Here is a 17,909-nt window from a genome sequence, read left to right on the forward strand (position 1 = left end):
ACTATACGCTATATTTTTTAAACAAGATACAAGCATTGTGACCTCCAAAACCAAAGGTGTTGCTCATTGCATAGTTTACCTCTTTTGCTTGTGCTTTGTTAAGCGTTAAGTTAAGAGATTGATCAATATTCTCATCTACCACGGTATGATTAATCGTAGGTGGTACAAGACTATGCTCTATGGCAAGGATAGATGCGATCGCTTCAATAGCTCCTGCAGCTCCTAGTAAGTGCCCGGTCATAGATTTTGTTGAATTTATATTGATATCTGCAGCGTGAGCGCCAAAGATTTTTGAGATCGCTTTAAGCTCTGCAACGTCACCTAGTGGTGTAGATGTACCGTGCGTGTTGATAGCATCAACAACTTCTGAACTTACACCAGCGTCTCTAAGACAATTTTGCATTACTCGTTCTACACCTATACCGTCTGGATGTGGCGCAGTCATGTGATATGCATCACTAGACATACCTCCACCCACAACTTCTGCATAGATCTTTGCTCCTCTTGCTTTTGCGTGCTCATATTCTTCAAGAATAAGAGCTCCTGCACCTTCACCTAGAACAAAGCCGTCACGTGTTGCATCAAATGGTCTTGACGCAGTCTCAGGACTGTCATTTCTAGTAGATAGTGCATGCATTGAGTTAAATCCACCCATACCGGCTTGTGTTACTGCTGCTTCGCTACCACCGGTAACGATAATATCACAATGTCCTAAACGGATGTAATTTAATGCATCGATAAGTGCATTCGCAGATGACGCGCAGGCCGAAACCGTTGTATAGTTAGGCCCCATAAATCCATGTTTAATAGAAATATTACCTGGCGCTATATCAGCGATCATCTTAGGTATAAAGAAAGGATTAAAACGAGGCGTCCCATCGCCATTTGCAAAATTGATAACTTCGTCTTGAAAAGTCTCAAGGCCACCGATACCGGCTCCCCAGATTACTCCTACTCTAAACTTATCGACTTCATCTAGATTGATGCCCGCATCTTTAATTGCTTCATCTGATGAAACAAGGGCATACTGTGCAAATCTGTCGAGTTTTCGAGCTTCTTTTCTATCAAAGTAATCTAAGGCATTAAAGCCTTTGACTTCGCAAGCGAACTTAGTCTTGAATTTTTCGGTATCAAAATAGGTAATAGGTGCACACCCGCTTTTACCGGTACGCAAACCTTCCCAATATTCTTGGACATTATTACCTATGGGCGTTAACGCTCCAAGACCCGTGACTACGACCCGCTTTAACTCCATAAACGTGTTTTGCTTGTTTTGCTTACTTTGCGTTTTCTATATAAGAAATTGCCTGTCCTACAGTAGCGATGTTTTCTGCTTGATCATCTGGGATCTGGATATCAAACTCCTTCTCAAATTCCATGATAAGTTCTACTGTGTCTAGTGAATCTGCTCCCAAGTCGTTCGTGAAGCTTGCTTCAGCAACAACTTCATTCTCATCAACGCCTAGCTTATCTACGATGATGGCCTTTACTCTTGATGCAATGTCTGACATAATCTTCGAATTTTAAATTTTAAATTAGGTGGCAAAAATAGCAAACTTTACCTTATGACCGTGTAAGGAATCCAAAAGTTATGTAATTTAAGGTTTTTCATGTTAAGATTTGCCGCAATTTCTTTTAAAAAATACTTTAAAATGCATTGCTTTGCGTCTCTTACAAACCCCATATATACATGAAGTCTATTGTAATTTTTGCCTCAGGAAGCGGCTCTAACGCACAACGAATAATAGAATATTTTCATTCTAAAAAAATTGCACGCGTTAAACTCGTCCTGTCTAACAAAGCTAAGGCACATGTTTTAAATAGAGCAAATTCATTAGAAATTCCTGCACTTTCTTTTAACAAACAAGCCATCAACAACGGCTACATCAAGACTATTATAGACGACATAAAGCCAGACCTCATCGTACTTGCGGGCTATTTATGGCTTTTTCCAGATGATATTTTAAACGCCTATAAAAATAAAGTGATCAACATTCACCCAGCACTTTTACCTAAATATGGCGGCAAAGGCATGTATGGTATGAATGTGCACAATGCTGTTATCGCTCAAGGCGAAAAGGAGTCTGGCATCACCATTCATTACGTAACATCAGAGTATGATAAAGGCGCAATAATATTTCAGGCGACGACGCAGATCGACAAAGAAGACACGCCAGATGATCTTGCAACAAAAATTCACGCTTTAGAACATGAGCACTTTCCGCAGGTGTTAGAAAAATTATTGACGGCAGAGTAGTTTTCGCTTTAAGCGAAAAGGAAATGTATATATTAAAGTAAGATTTGCGCTTACGCGGAAATAAAAATGGAAGATGGCAAAGAAGGAAAAATTTTATGTAGTGTGGAAGGGTAAACGCCCCGGGATTTATAATTCTTGGGATGATTGCAAGGCGGCAACTGCTGGTTTTAAAGGAGCGCAGTACAAAAGCTTTCCCACTTTTGCGGAAGCAAAAAAAGCATACAACGGTAATTATGCCGACTTTAAATCTTCTAAAAACGCGCCAAAAGTGGTTGACAAAGCCTTGCTAGAAAAAATAGGTCAACCTAATTATAATAGTATTGCGGTAGATGCAGCTTCAAGCGGAAATCCTGGCATTATGGAGTATCGCGGCGTAGACACTAAGAGTAAAAAACAGCTTTTTCATCAAGGTCCATTTAAACAAGGAACAAACAACGTGGGAGAGTTTCTTGCACTTGTGCACGGCTTGGCTTTTTTAAAGAAAAACAACAGTGATCGCATCATTTATTCTGATTCTCGTATTGCGATAGGCTGGGTGCGCAAAAAGAAATGCGGCACAAAATTGACGCAAAACGCTAAGAACAAAGATGTTTTTGAACTGGTGCAACGTGCAGAAAAATGGCTTCAAGAAAATGACTTTAATACACCCATCGCAAAATGGGAAACAAAGGTCTGGGGGGAAATCCCTGCAGATTTTGGTAGAAAATAAAATATTGCCAAAGCGGTCATGCTATTTATGATTGGCCGCTCAAATATGTATATTTGCAAAAATTTTTTTGATGGGTAAATTATTGATTGTCGGTACTTGTGCATTTGACGAAATTGAATCGCCATTTGGCAAGACGGGCAAGATACTGGGTGGAGCTGGTACTTTTATAGGCCTTGCTGCGTCTCAGTTTGATGTAGATCCTGCCGTTGTTTCTACTGTGGGCGAGGATTTTCCGCAAGAATATCTAGACTTGCTTACTAATAAAGGTATAAACATAGACGGTGTAGAGATCGTAGAAGGCGGTAAAACCTTCTTCTGGAAAGGCCGCTATCACAACGACCTTAACACAAGAGATACTTTAATCACAGAATTAAACACACTGGCAGATTTTAGCCCAGTTGTGCCAGAGGCATATAAAGATGCAGAGATCGTGATGCTGGGTAATTTACACCCGCTTGTACAAAGCAGCGTTCTGGATCAAATGACAACAAAACCTAAGCTTGTAGTGCTAGACACTATGAACTTCTGGATGGATAGCGCGCTAGATGAACTTAAAGACATCATCGCCCGCGTAGACGTTATTACTATTAATGACGAAGAAGCAAGACAACTTACTGGCGAATATTCTCTAGTTGTTGCTGCTAAGAAGATCCACGAGATGGGACCTACGTTTGTTGTGATCAAAAAAGGTGAGCACGGCGCTCTACTTTTTCAAGGCGAAGAGATTTTCTTTGCGCCTGCATTACCGCTTGAAGAAGTTTTTGACCCCACAGGAGCAGGAGACACTTTTGCTGGTGGATTTACAGGCTATCTTGCAAGCACAGGCGACACTTCTTTTGAGAATATGAAACGAGCGATCATACATGGATCAAATCTTGCTTCGTTTTGTGTAGAGAAGTTTGGCACAGAGAGAATGCAGAATCTTACAGAAAAAGAAATAAACAGCAGATTGCAGCGGTTTAAGAAGCTAACGCAATTTGAAATAGAATTAAACTAAAATTACGCGCCCTCCTGTCTGGAGGGCGCCTTCATTTAACATGCTATGAGCGACGCCATTAAACATGAATGTGGGATTTCGGTAATACGATTGCTTAAGCCCCTTGAGTATTATAAAGAAAAGTATGGCACTGCCTTTTATGGGGTAAACAAGATGTACCTCATGATGGAAAAACAGCACAACCGCGGTCAAGATGGCGCTGGTTTTGCCAGTATTAAATTAGACATGCAACCTGGCGAAAGGTACATAAGTCGCCAGCGTAGTGTGGCGCAGCAACCCATACAAGATATTTTTGCGCAAATCAATTCTCGTATAAACGACACACTTGCTACCGCAACTCCAGAAGAGGCTCAAGATGTGGCATGGCAAAAACGCCATGTGCCTTATGTGGGCGAATTGCTTTTAGGCCATGTGCGTTATGGAACTTTTGGAAAAAACAGCGTTGAGAGCGTTCATCCATTTTTGCGTCAAAACAACTGGATGCACCGTAATCTTATCGTTGCTGGTAACTTTAATATGACTAATGTTTTTAAGCTTTTCAACAAGCTTGTAGAACTAGGTCAACACCCTAAGGAGCGCGCAGACACCATCACTGTGATGGAAAAAATAGGCCACTTCTTAGATGACGCTGTTGCGAAACAGTATAAAAAACTTAAAAAAGAAGGCTACTCAAAACATGATGCTTCACCGCTTATCGCCGAAAGACTTAAAGTTGATAAGATCTTGCGCAAAGCAGCAAGAGATTGGGATGGCGGTTATGCAATGGCTGGACTTCTAGGTCACGGTGATGCTTTTGTATTAAGAGATCCTGCTGGTATTAGACCCGCATATTATTATAAAGATGACGAGGTTGTAGTTGTTGCAAGTGAGCGTCCGGTGATACAGACGGTATTTAACGCGCCTTTTGATCAAGTTGAAGAACTAGATCCAGGTCACGCTATGATAATTAAGAAAAACGGTAGTGTAGCTATTGAAGAGATTCATGAGCCACTACCAAGAAAAGCATGTTCTTTCGAACGTATTTACTTTTCGCGCGGAAGCGACGCAGAGATCTATCAAGAGCGTAAAGAGCTGGGTAGATTATTGATGCCGGCTGTGCTTAAAGAAATTGATCACGACACGCAGAACACCGTTTTCAGTTATATTCCTAATACGGCAGAAACTTCATTCTACGGAATGGTTGAAGCGGCTCAGCACGAACTTGACGTTCAAAAGATGGACGAGATCTTAAGACGCAAGGACGAACTGGACGAAAAGAGCTTAGATGAGATCCTTTCGCGTAAGCTAAGAACAGAAAAGATCGCCATAAAGGATGTAAAACTCCGCACGTTTATTACCGAAGATAGCAGCCGCGATGATCTTGTAGCCCACGTATATGATGTGACGTATGGCGTGGTTAAGGAGTCTGACAATCTTGTGATCATTGATGATAGTATCGTGCGTGGTACGACGCTTAAGAAGAGTATCATAAAAATGATGAGTAGGCTTAAGCCAAAGAAAATTGTGATCGTTTCATCGGCGCCGCAAATACGTTACCCTGATTGTTATGGTATTGACATGGCAAAACTTCAGGATTTTGTAGCGTTTAGAGCAGCGATAGATTTGCTTAAAGACCACGATAAAGAGTCTCTTGTACAAGAAGTTTATGAGAAGTGTCTTACTCAAGTTGACTTTGAAGACAAAGATGTGAAGAACTACGTAAAAGAAATTTACGAGCCATTTACAGATGAAGAGATCTCAATAAAGATCGCAGAACTTCTTAAAGACGAAACAACTGCACCAGAAGTAAGTATTATTTATCAAAAGGTTGCAGATCTACACAAAGCTTGTCCAAAGAATTTGGGCGACTGGTATTTTACAGGAGATTACCCAACTCCCGGCGGAAACCGTGTAGTGAACAGAGCCTTTATAAACTATGTAGAAGGTAATGCTTCTAGAGCGTATTAATTTATGCTTTGTGTAGTTTAACTAATTAAAATGCAGTTAATCTAAAAACTTTGTTTTTCAGATCAGCATAAACATATATTTGGATCTGCCATAGCATAAGTAGGTTAAGTTCATGGTAGATTTGGGGCAAAAAAGGTGGAATCTTCTCCACCTTTTTTATTTGGCCCAAATCTAAAACGGGGTGGCGAGTTTACGAGCCGCCTGCCACTTTTAAGAATCTTCTACACCAATCTTTATGATTTTCCTAACCATCTAATATTTGGTGAGTAACGAGTTAGTTAGATCTTTTTTAAAAGCTTCTTTACAGCTAGCATTTAATAATCTTATCTAACCTAAATGCATCAACAAGGACGTTAGCATTTTAAAAATTTTCGCCCCTTTTTTAATTTAATTTCTAGTGAGTAACGAATTAGTTTAGTTCTTTATAATTCTTCTTCACAGCTCGCATTTATCATTCCTATATATTTCAAGGGAAGCGTCGAAACCGTTGATATTTTAAAATTACCCTTCTTTTTTCTATCTAACCAGTTAAGAGTCACAACAGAAATCATCTGCCATTTTTAAGAATCTTCTCCACCAATCTCAATAATTTTCTATATCATTTAATATTTGGTGAGTAAAGAGACAGCTTGTTCTTTTTAAAATCTTACTCACAGCTCGCATTTATTAATTCTATGTAATTCAAGGAGAGTATGGAGACGACTGACATTTTAAAATTACCATCCTTTTTCATATTATCTTTAGTGAGTAACAAGATAGTTTTATCTTTTAGCTATCACCTTTACAGCTCGCTTTTATACATTCCTACCTAAACTAAAAACAGTAGTGAGGACGTTAGCGTTGTTAAAAATCTATACCCTTTTTCTGTCTAACCTGTTAAGAGTTTCGACAGAGATCGCCCGCCACTTTTAGAAATCTTCTTCACACCTCTCATTCCGCTTACGCAAAAAGATCACAGATCTATTACAGAATGAAGAAACATAAAACCTTTTGGCGCAAGCCAAAACAAAAAAACCCACCGCTTGTGCGATGGGTTCTTACAATTTATTAGTGCGAATTCTTATTTCGCTTTAGCGTAGTTGCTAGAAACTGCTTCCCAGTTGATCACATTAAAGAACGCTTTAAGGTAATCTGGACGTAGGTTTTGATACTTTAAGTAGTAAGCATGTTCCCAAACGTCAACTCCTAGTATCGGAGTTCCGCCGCATCCTACACCTGGCATTAACGGGTTGTCTTGATTAGGAGTTGCGCAAATCTCTACTTTGCCACCCTCGTGAGCGCAAAGCCATGCCCATCCTGATCCAAACTGTGCTCCAGCCGCAGCGATGAATTTTTCTTTAAAATCCTCAAAAGAACCAAAAGCGCTATTAATTGCCTCAGCAAGTTCGCCAGTAGGTTCTCCACCTCCATTAGGAGACATCACCTTCCAGAACAAGTCGTGGTTATAATATCCACCGCCGTTGTTTCTTACAGCGCCGTTAGACATATCTAGGTTGATGAGAATATTTTCTATTGTTTTGCCATCAAGGTCTGTACCTTCAATAGCTGCATTAAGTTTATTTGTATACCCTGCGTGGTGCTTATCATGGTGCACCGTCATTGTTGCCTCGTCAATATGAGGCTCAAGAGCATCTTTAGAATATGGTAATTCTGGAAGTTCAAAAGCCATTTTGCTATAGATTTTATCTGTTAATATTTAAATGTCTATCAAAGTTACGAATAACAATCGCAAGGCACGTACCTTTGATGTTATAAATGTCTTAAGTTTTGAGACATGCAGGCACATAGTCCTAATTTTTATTAATTTGACAGCATACAGTCTTTTTTATGATGCAACAAACTCAGGAAAAACCAGCCTTTTCTATCTATAATGCCTCTGCCGGCGCGGGTAAAACTTTTTCGCTGGTAAGCAATTATCTCTACATCCTGCTCAGTTCTAAAAATGAGTTTGCCTTTAGACACATTCTTGCGATCACTTTTACTAATAAGGCTGTCGCCGAAATGAAATCACGTATCGTAAAAAGTCTACAAGAATTTTCGGCTGAAGGCATTTTAGCAAATCCATCACCTATGTTTCTCAATCTTGTTGAAGAAACCGGACTTACAGCGGAAGAAACGCAGGAAAAATCACGACGCATTCTTAAAAACATCATTCAGGATTATGCTTCCTTTGATGTGGTTACCATAGATAATTTCACACACCGCATTATTAGAACTTTTGCGCATGACCTTAGAATATCGCAAAGTTTTGAAGTAGAGTTAAAAACCGAAGAAATACTAGAACAAGCTGTTGCGAATTTGCTAGACAAAGCTGGCCAAGACAAAACCCTCACTCCGGTTCTTATAGATTATGCGCTCGAAAAGACCAACGAAGATAAAAGTTGGGACATTTCTCGTGATTTCATAGAAATAGGCAAAATGCTACTCAATGAAAATCACCGCAATTATCTTGATCTACTTAAGCATAAATCTTTGGAAGATTTCGGGAAATTGAAAACCGGCCTGACAAAAAACATTGAGCGTTCTAAAGCTGCAATTAAGCAAGAAGCAAAAAAGATAATGGATCTCATTGCTGAAAAAGGTCTTACTAGTAAAGATTTTTATAGAGGTTCGTTTCCTAACAATATCGCTAAACTTCTGGATGATAATTACGGGATAGATTTTAATTCATCTTGGGCACAGAAGCTAGAAAATGACCCAACAAGTCTTTATACTAAAACCCAGAAGCAAAACATAAAAGACACAATTGATGAGATCGCAGCTGATCTCGTTGCGGGTTTTGTAATCATTAAAAGAGAAATCCCGGCGCTTAAATTAAAGCAAGAATTACTAAAAAAGGTAACGCCACTTTCAGTTTTACAGGCGATTAAAAAAGAGATCGATAGCATTAAGAAAGATAAGAATCTTGTGCTTATTTCTGAGTTTAATGATATCATTCATAAAGAAATTAAAGATCAGCCCACGCCTTTTATTTATGAGCGTTTAGGCGAGCGGTATGCACATTATTTTATTGACGAATTTCAGGATACTTCTGTTTTGCAATGGCAAAATTTAATTCCGTTGATCGATAACGCGCTGATCTCAAAAGAACACGCTAAGCCTAAAAATAGCTTGATGATCGTGGGCGATCCAAAACAGTCTATCTACAGATGGCGCGGCGGAATGCCAGAACAGTTTATCAATCTGTATGGCGACCACGCAAATCCTTTTATGAATAAGGAAAAAGAGCTGGTTCCTCTTGAAAAAAACTGGCGTAGTCATGAGGAAGTAATCAATTTCAACAATGCGTTCTTTTCGCATCTAGCGAAAACATTAAACGCCAAAGAATACAAAGCGATCTACGAACTCACCAGCAAGCAAGAAACCAATCACAAAGAAGGTGGTTATGTGAATATTTCGTTTGTACAAGGACAAAAAAAGGAAGAAACTGAGCCGCTTTATCTCGAGAAAACGATCGAGATGGTGCAGCGTGCGCAGCAAGATTTTGAGCTGGGCGAAATAAGCATCCTTGTGCGTAAAAACAGTGAGGGTGTGAAGATCGCGCAACATTTGCAAGAAAATGGTTTTGCCGTAGTTTCTAACGAGAGTTTGCTGATCAATCAAGCTCCCGAGGTGCAATTTATCATCGCCATGTTGCGGTATATTTTACAATCACAAGACAAAGAAGCCGCCCTATCTATCTTAGAATTTGTCGCGCAAAACAAGCTAAAACTTCACGATCCACACGCGTTTATTTACAACAATATTCATAAAACTCCGGCAGATCTGTATGAGGAGATCAAAACAGCCGGTTTTGATTTTGAGCTCTCAGTTTTCAGTCAGTTGCCGCTTTATGAGAGCGTAGAATATATCATTAGAACCTTTGATCTAGATGATCAATCTAACGCACATTTGCAGTTTTTCTTAGACTATGTTTTCGCTTACGCGGAAAAAAATCAAAACGGTGTTTATGGATTTTACGAGTGGTGGTTGCGCAACGAGTCTAAACTAAGCATCAGCACACCCGAAACTACAGAAGCCATTAGAATACTAACAGTTCATAAATCAAAAGGCCTTGAATTTCCTGTGGTGATCTATCCTTTTGCAGATACTGAGATTACAAAAAGTAGAGATCTAAATTGGTTACAATTAGATCCTGAAGAGCACGAAGGTTTTGAGGCGTTGCTTATTTCGCAAAACAAAAGTCTGCTAGAATACACAGAAGATACAGCTGCGCTGTTTAACGAGATCAATAATCAGCAACAGTTAGATAGTATGAATACGCTTTATGTTGCTTTAACTAGAGCAGTAGAGCGCTTGTATGTGATCACAAGCATAAAAGATCCTTCTAAACCTGTGGGCGAACCCACAACGTATGCTCAGCTTTTTCAGAAGTATTTAGAAGATCAAAATCTATGGGATCCGGAAAAATCAGCATATGAATTTGGGAAAGAAAGTAGAGTTTCAAAAAAAGAGCAGCAAAAAACGCAGCCAGAGAATATTTCGCTTATTTCTAACGCAAAAGAAAAACACAATTTACATATCGTCACACGATCTACAGAGTACTGGGAAAATGGATATGACGAAGCTGTAAAAAGCGGTAATCTCGCACACGAACTTTTATCCCAAATCGAAACAAAAAATGATCTGTCTAAAGTTCTTCACAGAGCCGTTCAACAAGGATTCTTGCAAGAACAAGATCATGACGAACTACAAGAATCCTTGCTAGTTTTAATTGAAAAGCTAGAGATCCAAGGGTTTTTCAACAAAGACAACAAGCATTTCTTAGAGCGCGACTTAATTTACAAAGGAGAGATCATAAGACCAGACCGCGTGGAGATCACAAAAAATAATGAGGCACTCTTATTAGATTACAAAACAGGAAAACCCATGGAAACGCACAAAGCGCAAATAACGCACTATGCAAAAGCGCTAGAAGAAATGGGGTATAGTGTTTTGACGAAAGTCATAGCATATCTTAATGAAGAGCAAATGCTGCATAAGATATAAGGACTAAAACTTACCTTTGCAAAAAACCAATCATGTACGGAAAAATTAAAGAACATTTACAGGCCGAGCTTGACGAAATTAAGGAAGCCGGACTCTACAAAACTGAGCGCATAATTACTTCGCCGCAAGGCGCTGTCATTAAACTGGATGATGGTAAAGAAGTAATCAATTTTTGCGCAAATAACTACCTAGGACTTTCATCTCATCCCGAAGTAATTCAAGCTGCAAAAGATGCTCTTGACACTCATGGTTATGGTATGAGTTCTGTGCGTTTTATTTGTGGTACTCAAGATATTCATAAAGAGCTTGAAGCGAAAATCGCTGATTTCTACGGTACAGAAGATACGATCTTATATGCTGCTGCATTTGACGCAAACGGTGGGGTTTTTGAACCTTTACTTACAAAGGATGATGCTATTATTTCAGATAGTTTAAATCACGCTTCGATCATTGATGGAGTGCGCCTTTGTAAAGCTGGAAGATATAGATATGCGAATGGTGACATGGCAGATCTTGAAAAACAGTTGAAACAAGCAAACGAAGATGGTGCTCGTTTTAAGATCATCGTAACTGATGGCGTTTTCTCAATGGACGGTCTTGTCGCTCCGCTTGACGAAATCTGTGACCTTGCAGACAAGTATGATGCAATGGTAATGATAGACGAATGTCACGCTACTGGTTTTATAGGCGAAACAGGTATCGGTACTCTTGAAGAAAAAGGTGTACTAGGAAGAATAGATATTATTACTGGTACTCTAGGTAAAGCTCTAGGTGGAGCTATGGGAGGTTATACAACTGGTAAAAAAGAGATCATTGAACTATTAAGACAAAGATCACGTCCTTATCTTTTTAGTAACTCTTTAGCACCTTCAATTGTAGGAGCATCTATTAAGGTATTTGATTTGCTTTCTCAAAGTACTGAGTTGAGAGACAAGCTTGAAGAAAATGCGATATACTTTAAGCAAGAAATGAAGAAAGCAGGTTTTGATATTGTAGATGGAGATTCTGCGATTGTGCCTGTTATGCTTTATGATGCAAAATTATCTCAAAACATGGCTAATGAGCTACTTAAAGAGGGAATTTATGTCATAGGCTTTTTCTATCCAGTAGTACCAAAAGACAAAGCAAGGATTAGAGTTCAACTTTCTGCCGCTCATGATAGAGAACATCTTAACAAAGCTTTAGCTGCTTTCAAGAAAGTGGGTAAATCTTTGAAAATCATTGAATAATAAGGGGGTTTAAGCGGGTTTGCGTTGAGATTTATTTAATAAAATTTTATTACTTTAAGCTTTGTTCATAAATTTTAACAACTTACTTTTGCTCCAATTAACACTTAAAATTACGATTTGAATATGAAAAATCTTAGCAGATTATTCCTCGTAGCGGTTGTAGCCTTAATCGGTTTAACTGCAAATGCGCAGGATAAAAACAATCCTTGGGGGCTAAGCGTAGGTATCAATGCTGTAGATGCATTTCCAGACGTTTATGACCAAGTTGGTTACGGAGGTGAGAGCTTCCCAAATGAATTTTACAACGTAGAAGACCACTGGAATATTCTTCCATCTGTAAGTACTCTTTACATCGGTCGTTACATCGGTGCTGGTTTTGCACTTGGTGTACGTGGATCTATCAACAAGATCGAAACTATTGGTGATACTCCAGTAGATGATGAGGCTTACTACGCAATGGACGGTATGTTCTCTTACAGCTTCCGTGATGCTCTTTTTGGAGAAGGCGGTTGGTTTGATCCTTATTTAGGAGTTGGTGGTGGTTACACTTTTATTGGTGACCGTCCTAGCTTTGGTACTGCAAACGGTACTGTAGGTCTTAAAATTTGGTTAGGTGAAAACATCAACCTTAACTTAAGCTCTACTTACAAGCACGTGTTCGAAGATCGTTATGTTAAGACTTTTCAACACACAGCTGGTATAGGTTTCGTATTTGGCGGAACTGATACTGATGGTGACGGAATATTTGACAAAGACGATGAGTGTCCTGAAACTCCAGGTCTTAAAGAATTCAACGGATGTCCTGATACTGATGGTGATGGAATCAAAGATTCTGAAGATGAGTGCCCAACTGAAGCTGGTCCTGCTGAAACTAACGGATGCCCAGACCGCGATGGTGATGGTGTAGCTGATAAAGATGATGCTTGTCCAGATCTTGCTGGTCCTGCTGAATACAACGGATGTCCTGATCGTGATGGTGACGGTGTATATGACAACGAAGATGAGTGTCCAGACGTAGCTGGTCCTGCTGAGAACAACGGTTGCCCTTGGCCTGATACTGACGGTGACGGTGTACCAGATAAAGATGATGAGTGTCCAGACGTAGTTGGTACTGCTGCAAACAACGGTTGTCCTGAAGTATCTACTGAGGTTCTTGAAGAGATCAACGTACAAGTTCGTTCAGTATTATTTGACTACAACAAAGCAACTATCCGTCAAGATTCTAACGAGACTCTTGATAACGTAGCAACTATTATGAAAGAGTACTCTAACACTCGTTTCTTAGTAGAAGGTCACACAGATAGCAAGGGTAGTAACTCTTACAACATGGAGCTATCAGAAAAACGTGCAGCTTCTGTACGTGAGTACTTAACTAGCCAAGGTATCCCATCTGCTCGTATCGAGTCTAAAGGATTTGGTGAAACTAAGCCTGTAGCTTCTAACGGTTCTGCTGCTGGAAGACAGAAAAACAGAAGAGTTGAAATCTCTATCATTGAGGAATAAGCCTTCTTAAAATAAGCTTACTAAAACGCCCCGATTTTCGGGGCGTTTTTTATTTTAGACCTATGGTAACCTTTATTGACGAAGTCACTCAACAACTCCTCCAAAAACACAAAGATCTAAGTGATCTTTCACTCATTTTTCCTTCAAGAAGAGCGGGTGTGTTTTTTAAAAAATCTCTCAAAAAACATTTGCAAGGGGTAGATTCATTCTTACCTCAAATTTTGAGTATAGAAGAACTTATAGAACAAATGTCTGGTCTTTTCTCGCCCGGGCAAACACATCTTCAGGTGATGCTTTATGAAATTTATAGCGATAGAGAAAGTGCTCCCGAGAACTTCTTAGAATTTTTAGGTTGGAGCAATACGCTACTCAGCGATTTTAACGAGATAGACCGTTACCTTCTGGATCGAGAATCATTCTTTGATTATCTCACTGCCGTGAAAAAACTAAACGCGTGGAATATTGAAGAAGGCAACTCTACCGATTTTGTAAATCAGTATCTATCCTTCTGGCAATCTATAAAAGAATATTACTACCTCTTTAATAAAAAGCTTGAAGAGCAAGGCATGGGTTATCAAGGCATGCTTTATCGCAAAGCAGCAGAGCATACCCAAACTTTTATTGATAGTGTTTCAAACAAATACGTATTCGTAGGTTTTAATGCGCTTAACGCCGCAGAACAACATATTATTCAGCAATTTTTAGAATCTGGCAAAGCCGAAATTTTCTGGGAAATAGATCAATATTTTTACAACGATGAGCAATTAGCGCTCAGCAGATTCATACGCGGATATTTCAAAACATGGAATTTCTACAAAAACAATCCTATTCCTCAGCTTCCAGAGCATTTTAATGAAGAAAAAAACTTCACCACGATTGCAGTTCCGCAGCAGATAGGACAAGTAAAATATGTAGGGAAGTTATTAGAATCCTTTTCGCCGGAAGGCTTATCAAAAACGGCTATAGTTCTAGGCGATGAAGCGCTGCTATTGCCTTTATTAAACAGTTTGCCTTCTACGGTTGAGAACCTCAACGTAACGATGGGTTTACCACTGGCACAAGTGCCAGACTCGGCTTTTTTTGACAGTTTGATCGCGATGCATCTTAACTCAAAAGAAAATGAATTCTTTCACAAAAATATACTCGCATTTTTGAGTCAGGAGCATACTGCAACTTTATTAGAAAACAAGGCTACTGAGATCAAAGAAATCATAAATCAAGAAAATCTTATTTATGTTTCTTACGACATTCTTGCAAAGATCGTCGATGACAAAGCGACTTTAGAATTACTCTTTAAATCATGGAATGATTCGCCGGCAAAAGCACTAGATATTTTGCTTAACGGCATCAGCATTTTGCACAACAAATTGATAGAAAGCAAAGATCCGCTGCGAATAGAATATCTCAACGGTTTTCAAGAGATCTTTCATCAACTTAAACAACTTCTTAGCGCCAATAGTCACATCACAGACATTCGCACGCTTTACTATTTCTATCAAGATATTCTAAGAAATGAGACGCTAGATCTGCGCGGTGATCCTTACACGGGTTTGCAAATAATGGGTGTTCTTGAGTCGCGCGTTCTTGACTTTGAGACCGTGATCATCACCTCGCTTAACGAGGGAACTTTACCTGCTGGTAAAAGTCAAAACAGTTTTATTCCCTTTGATATGAAAAGAGAATTTAACCTGCCCACTTACCGTGAAAAGGACGCGATTTACGCCTATCACTTTTTTAGATTATTGCAACGTGCAAAGACCGCCTACTTCTTATACAACAATGTTTCTGATGGATTAGATCGCGGGGAAAAAAGCAGATTTCTACTTCAATTAGAAACTGATGCGAATGCAAAATATAAGTATAAAGAGGTTACCGCTTCCGCGGAAGTTAAAATCCAGCCATCGCAGCTCAAAGTGATCGCAAAAACGCCAGAGATCATCGCAAAACTACTGGAGCGCGCAGCTAGAGGATTTTCGCCGTCAGGCTTATCAACATACATCAGGAATCCCATTGATTTTTATAATCGCTACGTGCTGGGCATTAAAGAACTTGAGGAAGTAGAAGATACTGTTGCGTTCAACACTTTGGGAACTGTGGTGCATAATGCGCTCGAAAATCTATACATACCTTTTAAGAACACGATTCTCACTGCTGCGATCATTGAACAAATTGAGAAAAAGATTGACGATGAAGTATCGGCTCAATTTGCCGAAGAATACAGTTCTGAGAATATAAAACAAGGCATGAATCTCATTATTTATAATGTTGCGCTACAGTTTGTGCGCAATTTCATTGCCATGGAAAAGGATTTGGTTACAGCCGGAAATGAGATCGTGATTCTTGATCTAGAAGCAGAGTATATGATTCCGCTGAATATCCCTGGAAAGAACGTAAAACTAGGCGGAAAAGTAGACCGTATAGACCGTATTAATGGCCAGCTGAGGATTATGGATTATAAAACGGGTCGCGTGCAAGGAACAAATCTTAAAGTCAAAGATTGGGAGTTGCTTTTTGAGGATTACGATAAATATTCAAAACCCTTCCAAGTCTTGTGTTATGCGTTGATGATGAAGCGCAGCGGGAAGTACAATGAAGACTTTCTTGCTGGTATTATTTCTTTTAAGAACTTAAAAGAAGGCTTCATGTCTTTTGAGTACGAAAGAGAAAAAATCATATCAGAGGAAGTTCTCACACAGTTTGAAAATGATATTTCTGCATTAATACTAGAAATACTCTCACCAGAAAAACCGTTTGAAGAAAAAAAAATTCCTATAAAGAATTGGTAATAAAAAAATCCGCTTTTAAAGCGGATTTTTTGTGGAGCATATCGGAGTCGAACCGATGACCTCTACGCTGCCAGCGTAGCGCTCTAGCCAGCTGAGCTAATGCCCCAGATGCAAACAAATATAATTAAAATTCGCTATGCTATTCTGCTTCTTTTAAAACTAGTAATGGTATTCTACTTTCAAAGTCAGATTTCTTAACTCTATTTTCTTCCCACAGCTTATTAAAGAATCCTCGCTTGCGTCTAAACACGCAAAGCATATCAGGATAATTCTCATTAAGATGCTCTAACAAACCTTGAAAAAGCGTTGCGTTCTCACTAGACTTATACGCCGAGATCAGTTTACCCAGAACCTCATTAAACTCAGAATCTTCAGGCATATAATCTGCCGTTTTAACTTGTAGCAATCTTACCGTAGCATCCTCAATGTTCTTTATCGCTTTAAGCGGATCAAGAACTTCTTCATTATTTACAATACCAGATTTGATCGCCATAAGAATATTCTTCACCGGCTTAAAAGTGTAACCTTCTGGCACGATTAGCACCGGGATCTCAGTCTTTTTAAGCAACCCGCCAGAAACATTACCCAAGAAATATTCTTCTGTAAGATCCTGATGTCTTGGCGTAAGAACAAGAAGATCTAGGTTGTTCTTTTGATGAAATTTTGCCACACCTTCTACCCAATCATCACCTTCTACTGGCACGACTTTTACATCACCTTTTACCTCAAAAGCCTCTAGCTCTTCTGTGATATTCTGCGCTGTGATCTCAGCTACCGTAGGATTTCCTTCAAGTAAACCGCTACTGCGCGCATCTTCTTTATACAAGCGCGAAATAATTAAAGTCGCCTCTAACTTTTCAGCAAGATCAATTGCATATTGAACAGGAAATTGAGAAACAGGCTTATCGCCTAGGGGTAAAAAAACAGTTTTCATCTTTAGCCTTTTAAGGGTAATTTCGCTGCAAAATTAACGCTTCCCGTGATAAGACTTGCAAAATCAACCGAAATTGAAGAAATCCTCCAACTCACAAAGGCTTGTGCCGCACACATGATTTCGCAAAAAATCTATCAATGGAATGAGCATTACCCTTCAAAAGCAGCCTTCTCAAAGGATATTGAACGAGATGAATTATACGTTTTTCAACACGAGGATAAAATCGTGGGAACCATTGTCATCTCAACGCTCATGGATGATGAATATATATATATTAATTGGCTTACGCCAAAAAACTCTAAGAACATTTACATTCATCGCCTGGCGGTTCATCCAGAAATGCAAGGGCAAGGCATTGCTCAACAGATGATGGCTTTCGCCGAAAGGCACGCAGAAGAAAACAATTATGATTCTGTGCGACTGGATACCTTTAGTCAAAACACAAGAAATCAGCGTTTTTACAAAAAACGAGGCTATGAGCAACTAGGAAATATTTATTTCCCGAAGCAAAGCGAACATCCATTTTATTGCTACGAACTGGTTTTTAAAAAATAAGCG

Annotated in this window: 13 protein-coding genes and 1 tRNA gene; 9 read left to right on the forward strand and 5 right to left on the reverse strand. The window is 39.3% G+C overall.

Features of this window, described 5'->3' with window-relative positions; all coding sequences use genetic code 11:
• Position 1 precedes the first annotated feature (1 nt).
• Positions 2 to 1,255 (reverse strand): beta-ketoacyl-ACP synthase II, encoded by a 1,254-nt coding sequence (gene fabF / locus ACZ5L8_RS13130; RefSeq protein ID WP_462600193.1) that lies wholly within the window; start codon positions 1,253 to 1,255, stop codon positions 2 to 4.
• 22 nt (positions 1,256 to 1,277) lie between these two features.
• Positions 1,278 to 1,511: an acyl carrier protein gene (locus ACZ5L8_RS13135; RefSeq protein ID WP_416445926.1), complete on the reverse strand. Its 234-nt coding sequence runs from the start codon at positions 1,509 to 1,511 to the stop codon at positions 1,278 to 1,280.
• Positions 1,512 to 1,690: 179 nt separating this feature from the next.
• Between ACZ5L8_RS13135 and purN the strand changes: the two genes are divergently transcribed.
• From purN to ACZ5L8_RS13155, 4 genes are all read left to right on the forward strand, one after another.
• Positions 1,691 to 2,257, forward strand: a complete 567-nt coding sequence (gene purN, locus ACZ5L8_RS13140) for a phosphoribosylglycinamide formyltransferase (RefSeq protein ID WP_464438129.1) — start codon at positions 1,691 to 1,693, stop codon at positions 2,255 to 2,257.
• 73 nt (positions 2,258 to 2,330) lie between these two features.
• On the forward strand, positions 2,331 to 2,966 hold the full coding sequence (locus tag ACZ5L8_RS13145) for a ribonuclease H1 domain-containing protein (protein WP_464438131.1): 636 nt from the start codon (positions 2,331 to 2,333) through the stop codon (positions 2,964 to 2,966).
• A gap of 70 nt (positions 2,967 to 3,036) precedes the next feature.
• Positions 3,037 to 3,963: a PfkB family carbohydrate kinase gene (locus tag ACZ5L8_RS13150; RefSeq protein ID WP_464438133.1), complete on the forward strand. Its 927-nt coding sequence runs from the start codon at positions 3,037 to 3,039 to the stop codon at positions 3,961 to 3,963.
• A gap of 45 nt (positions 3,964 to 4,008) precedes the next feature.
• A complete protein-coding gene (locus tag ACZ5L8_RS13155) occupies positions 4,009 to 5,910 on the forward strand; it encodes an amidophosphoribosyltransferase (protein ID WP_464438135.1) in 1,902 nt (633 codons plus the stop codon).
• A gap of 1,060 nt (positions 5,911 to 6,970) precedes the next feature.
• On the opposite strand, the gene ACZ5L8_RS13160 is transcribed toward ACZ5L8_RS13155, so the two are convergent.
• On the reverse strand, positions 6,971 to 7,579 hold the full coding sequence (locus ACZ5L8_RS13160) for a superoxide dismutase (RefSeq protein WP_464438136.1): 609 nt from the start codon (positions 7,577 to 7,579) through the stop codon (positions 6,971 to 6,973).
• A 158-nt stretch (positions 7,580 to 7,737) separates the two neighbouring features.
• On the opposite strand from ACZ5L8_RS13160, the gene ACZ5L8_RS13165 reads away from it, so the two are divergent.
• The 4 genes from ACZ5L8_RS13165 to ACZ5L8_RS13180 all read left to right on the forward strand — a co-directional run bounded on the left by ACZ5L8_RS13165 (position 7,738) and on the right by ACZ5L8_RS13180 (position 16,417).
• Entirely contained in the window at positions 7,738 to 10,899 is a 3,162-nt protein-coding gene (locus tag ACZ5L8_RS13165; RefSeq protein ID WP_464438138.1) for a UvrD-helicase domain-containing protein, read from the forward strand.
• 32 nt (positions 10,900 to 10,931) lie between these two features.
• Positions 10,932 to 12,128, forward strand: a complete 1,197-nt coding sequence (gene kbl / locus ACZ5L8_RS13170) for a glycine C-acetyltransferase (protein WP_464438139.1) — start codon at positions 10,932 to 10,934, stop codon at positions 12,126 to 12,128.
• A 123-nt stretch (positions 12,129 to 12,251) separates the two neighbouring features.
• Positions 12,252 to 13,631, forward strand: a complete 1,380-nt coding sequence (locus tag ACZ5L8_RS13175; RefSeq protein WP_464438141.1) for an OmpA family protein — start codon at positions 12,252 to 12,254, stop codon at positions 13,629 to 13,631.
• Between the two features lie 62 nt (positions 13,632 to 13,693).
• Positions 13,694 to 16,417 (forward strand): PD-(D/E)XK nuclease family protein, encoded by a 2,724-nt coding sequence (locus tag ACZ5L8_RS13180; protein ID WP_464438143.1) that lies wholly within the window; start codon positions 13,694 to 13,696, stop codon positions 16,415 to 16,417.
• 32 nt (positions 16,418 to 16,449) lie between these two features.
• Here ACZ5L8_RS13180 and ACZ5L8_RS13185 read toward each other — a convergent pair.
• Together ACZ5L8_RS13185 and ACZ5L8_RS13190 are read right to left on the reverse strand one after the other, a co-directional pair.
• Positions 16,450 to 16,523, reverse strand: a tRNA-Ala gene (locus ACZ5L8_RS13185).
• A 33-nt stretch (positions 16,524 to 16,556) separates the two neighbouring features.
• Positions 16,557 to 17,351, reverse strand: coding sequence for a universal stress protein (locus ACZ5L8_RS13190; RefSeq protein ID WP_464438145.1), 795 nt, complete (start codon positions 17,349 to 17,351; stop codon positions 16,557 to 16,559).
• A gap of 45 nt (positions 17,352 to 17,396) precedes the next feature.
• Between ACZ5L8_RS13190 and ACZ5L8_RS13195 the strand changes: the two genes are divergently transcribed.
• Entirely contained in the window at positions 17,397 to 17,906 is a 510-nt protein-coding gene (locus ACZ5L8_RS13195; RefSeq protein ID WP_464438147.1) for a GNAT family N-acetyltransferase, read from the forward strand.
• Positions 17,907 to 17,909: the final 3 nt, after the last annotated feature.

This window comes from Leeuwenhoekiella obamensis (assembly GCF_055391795.1).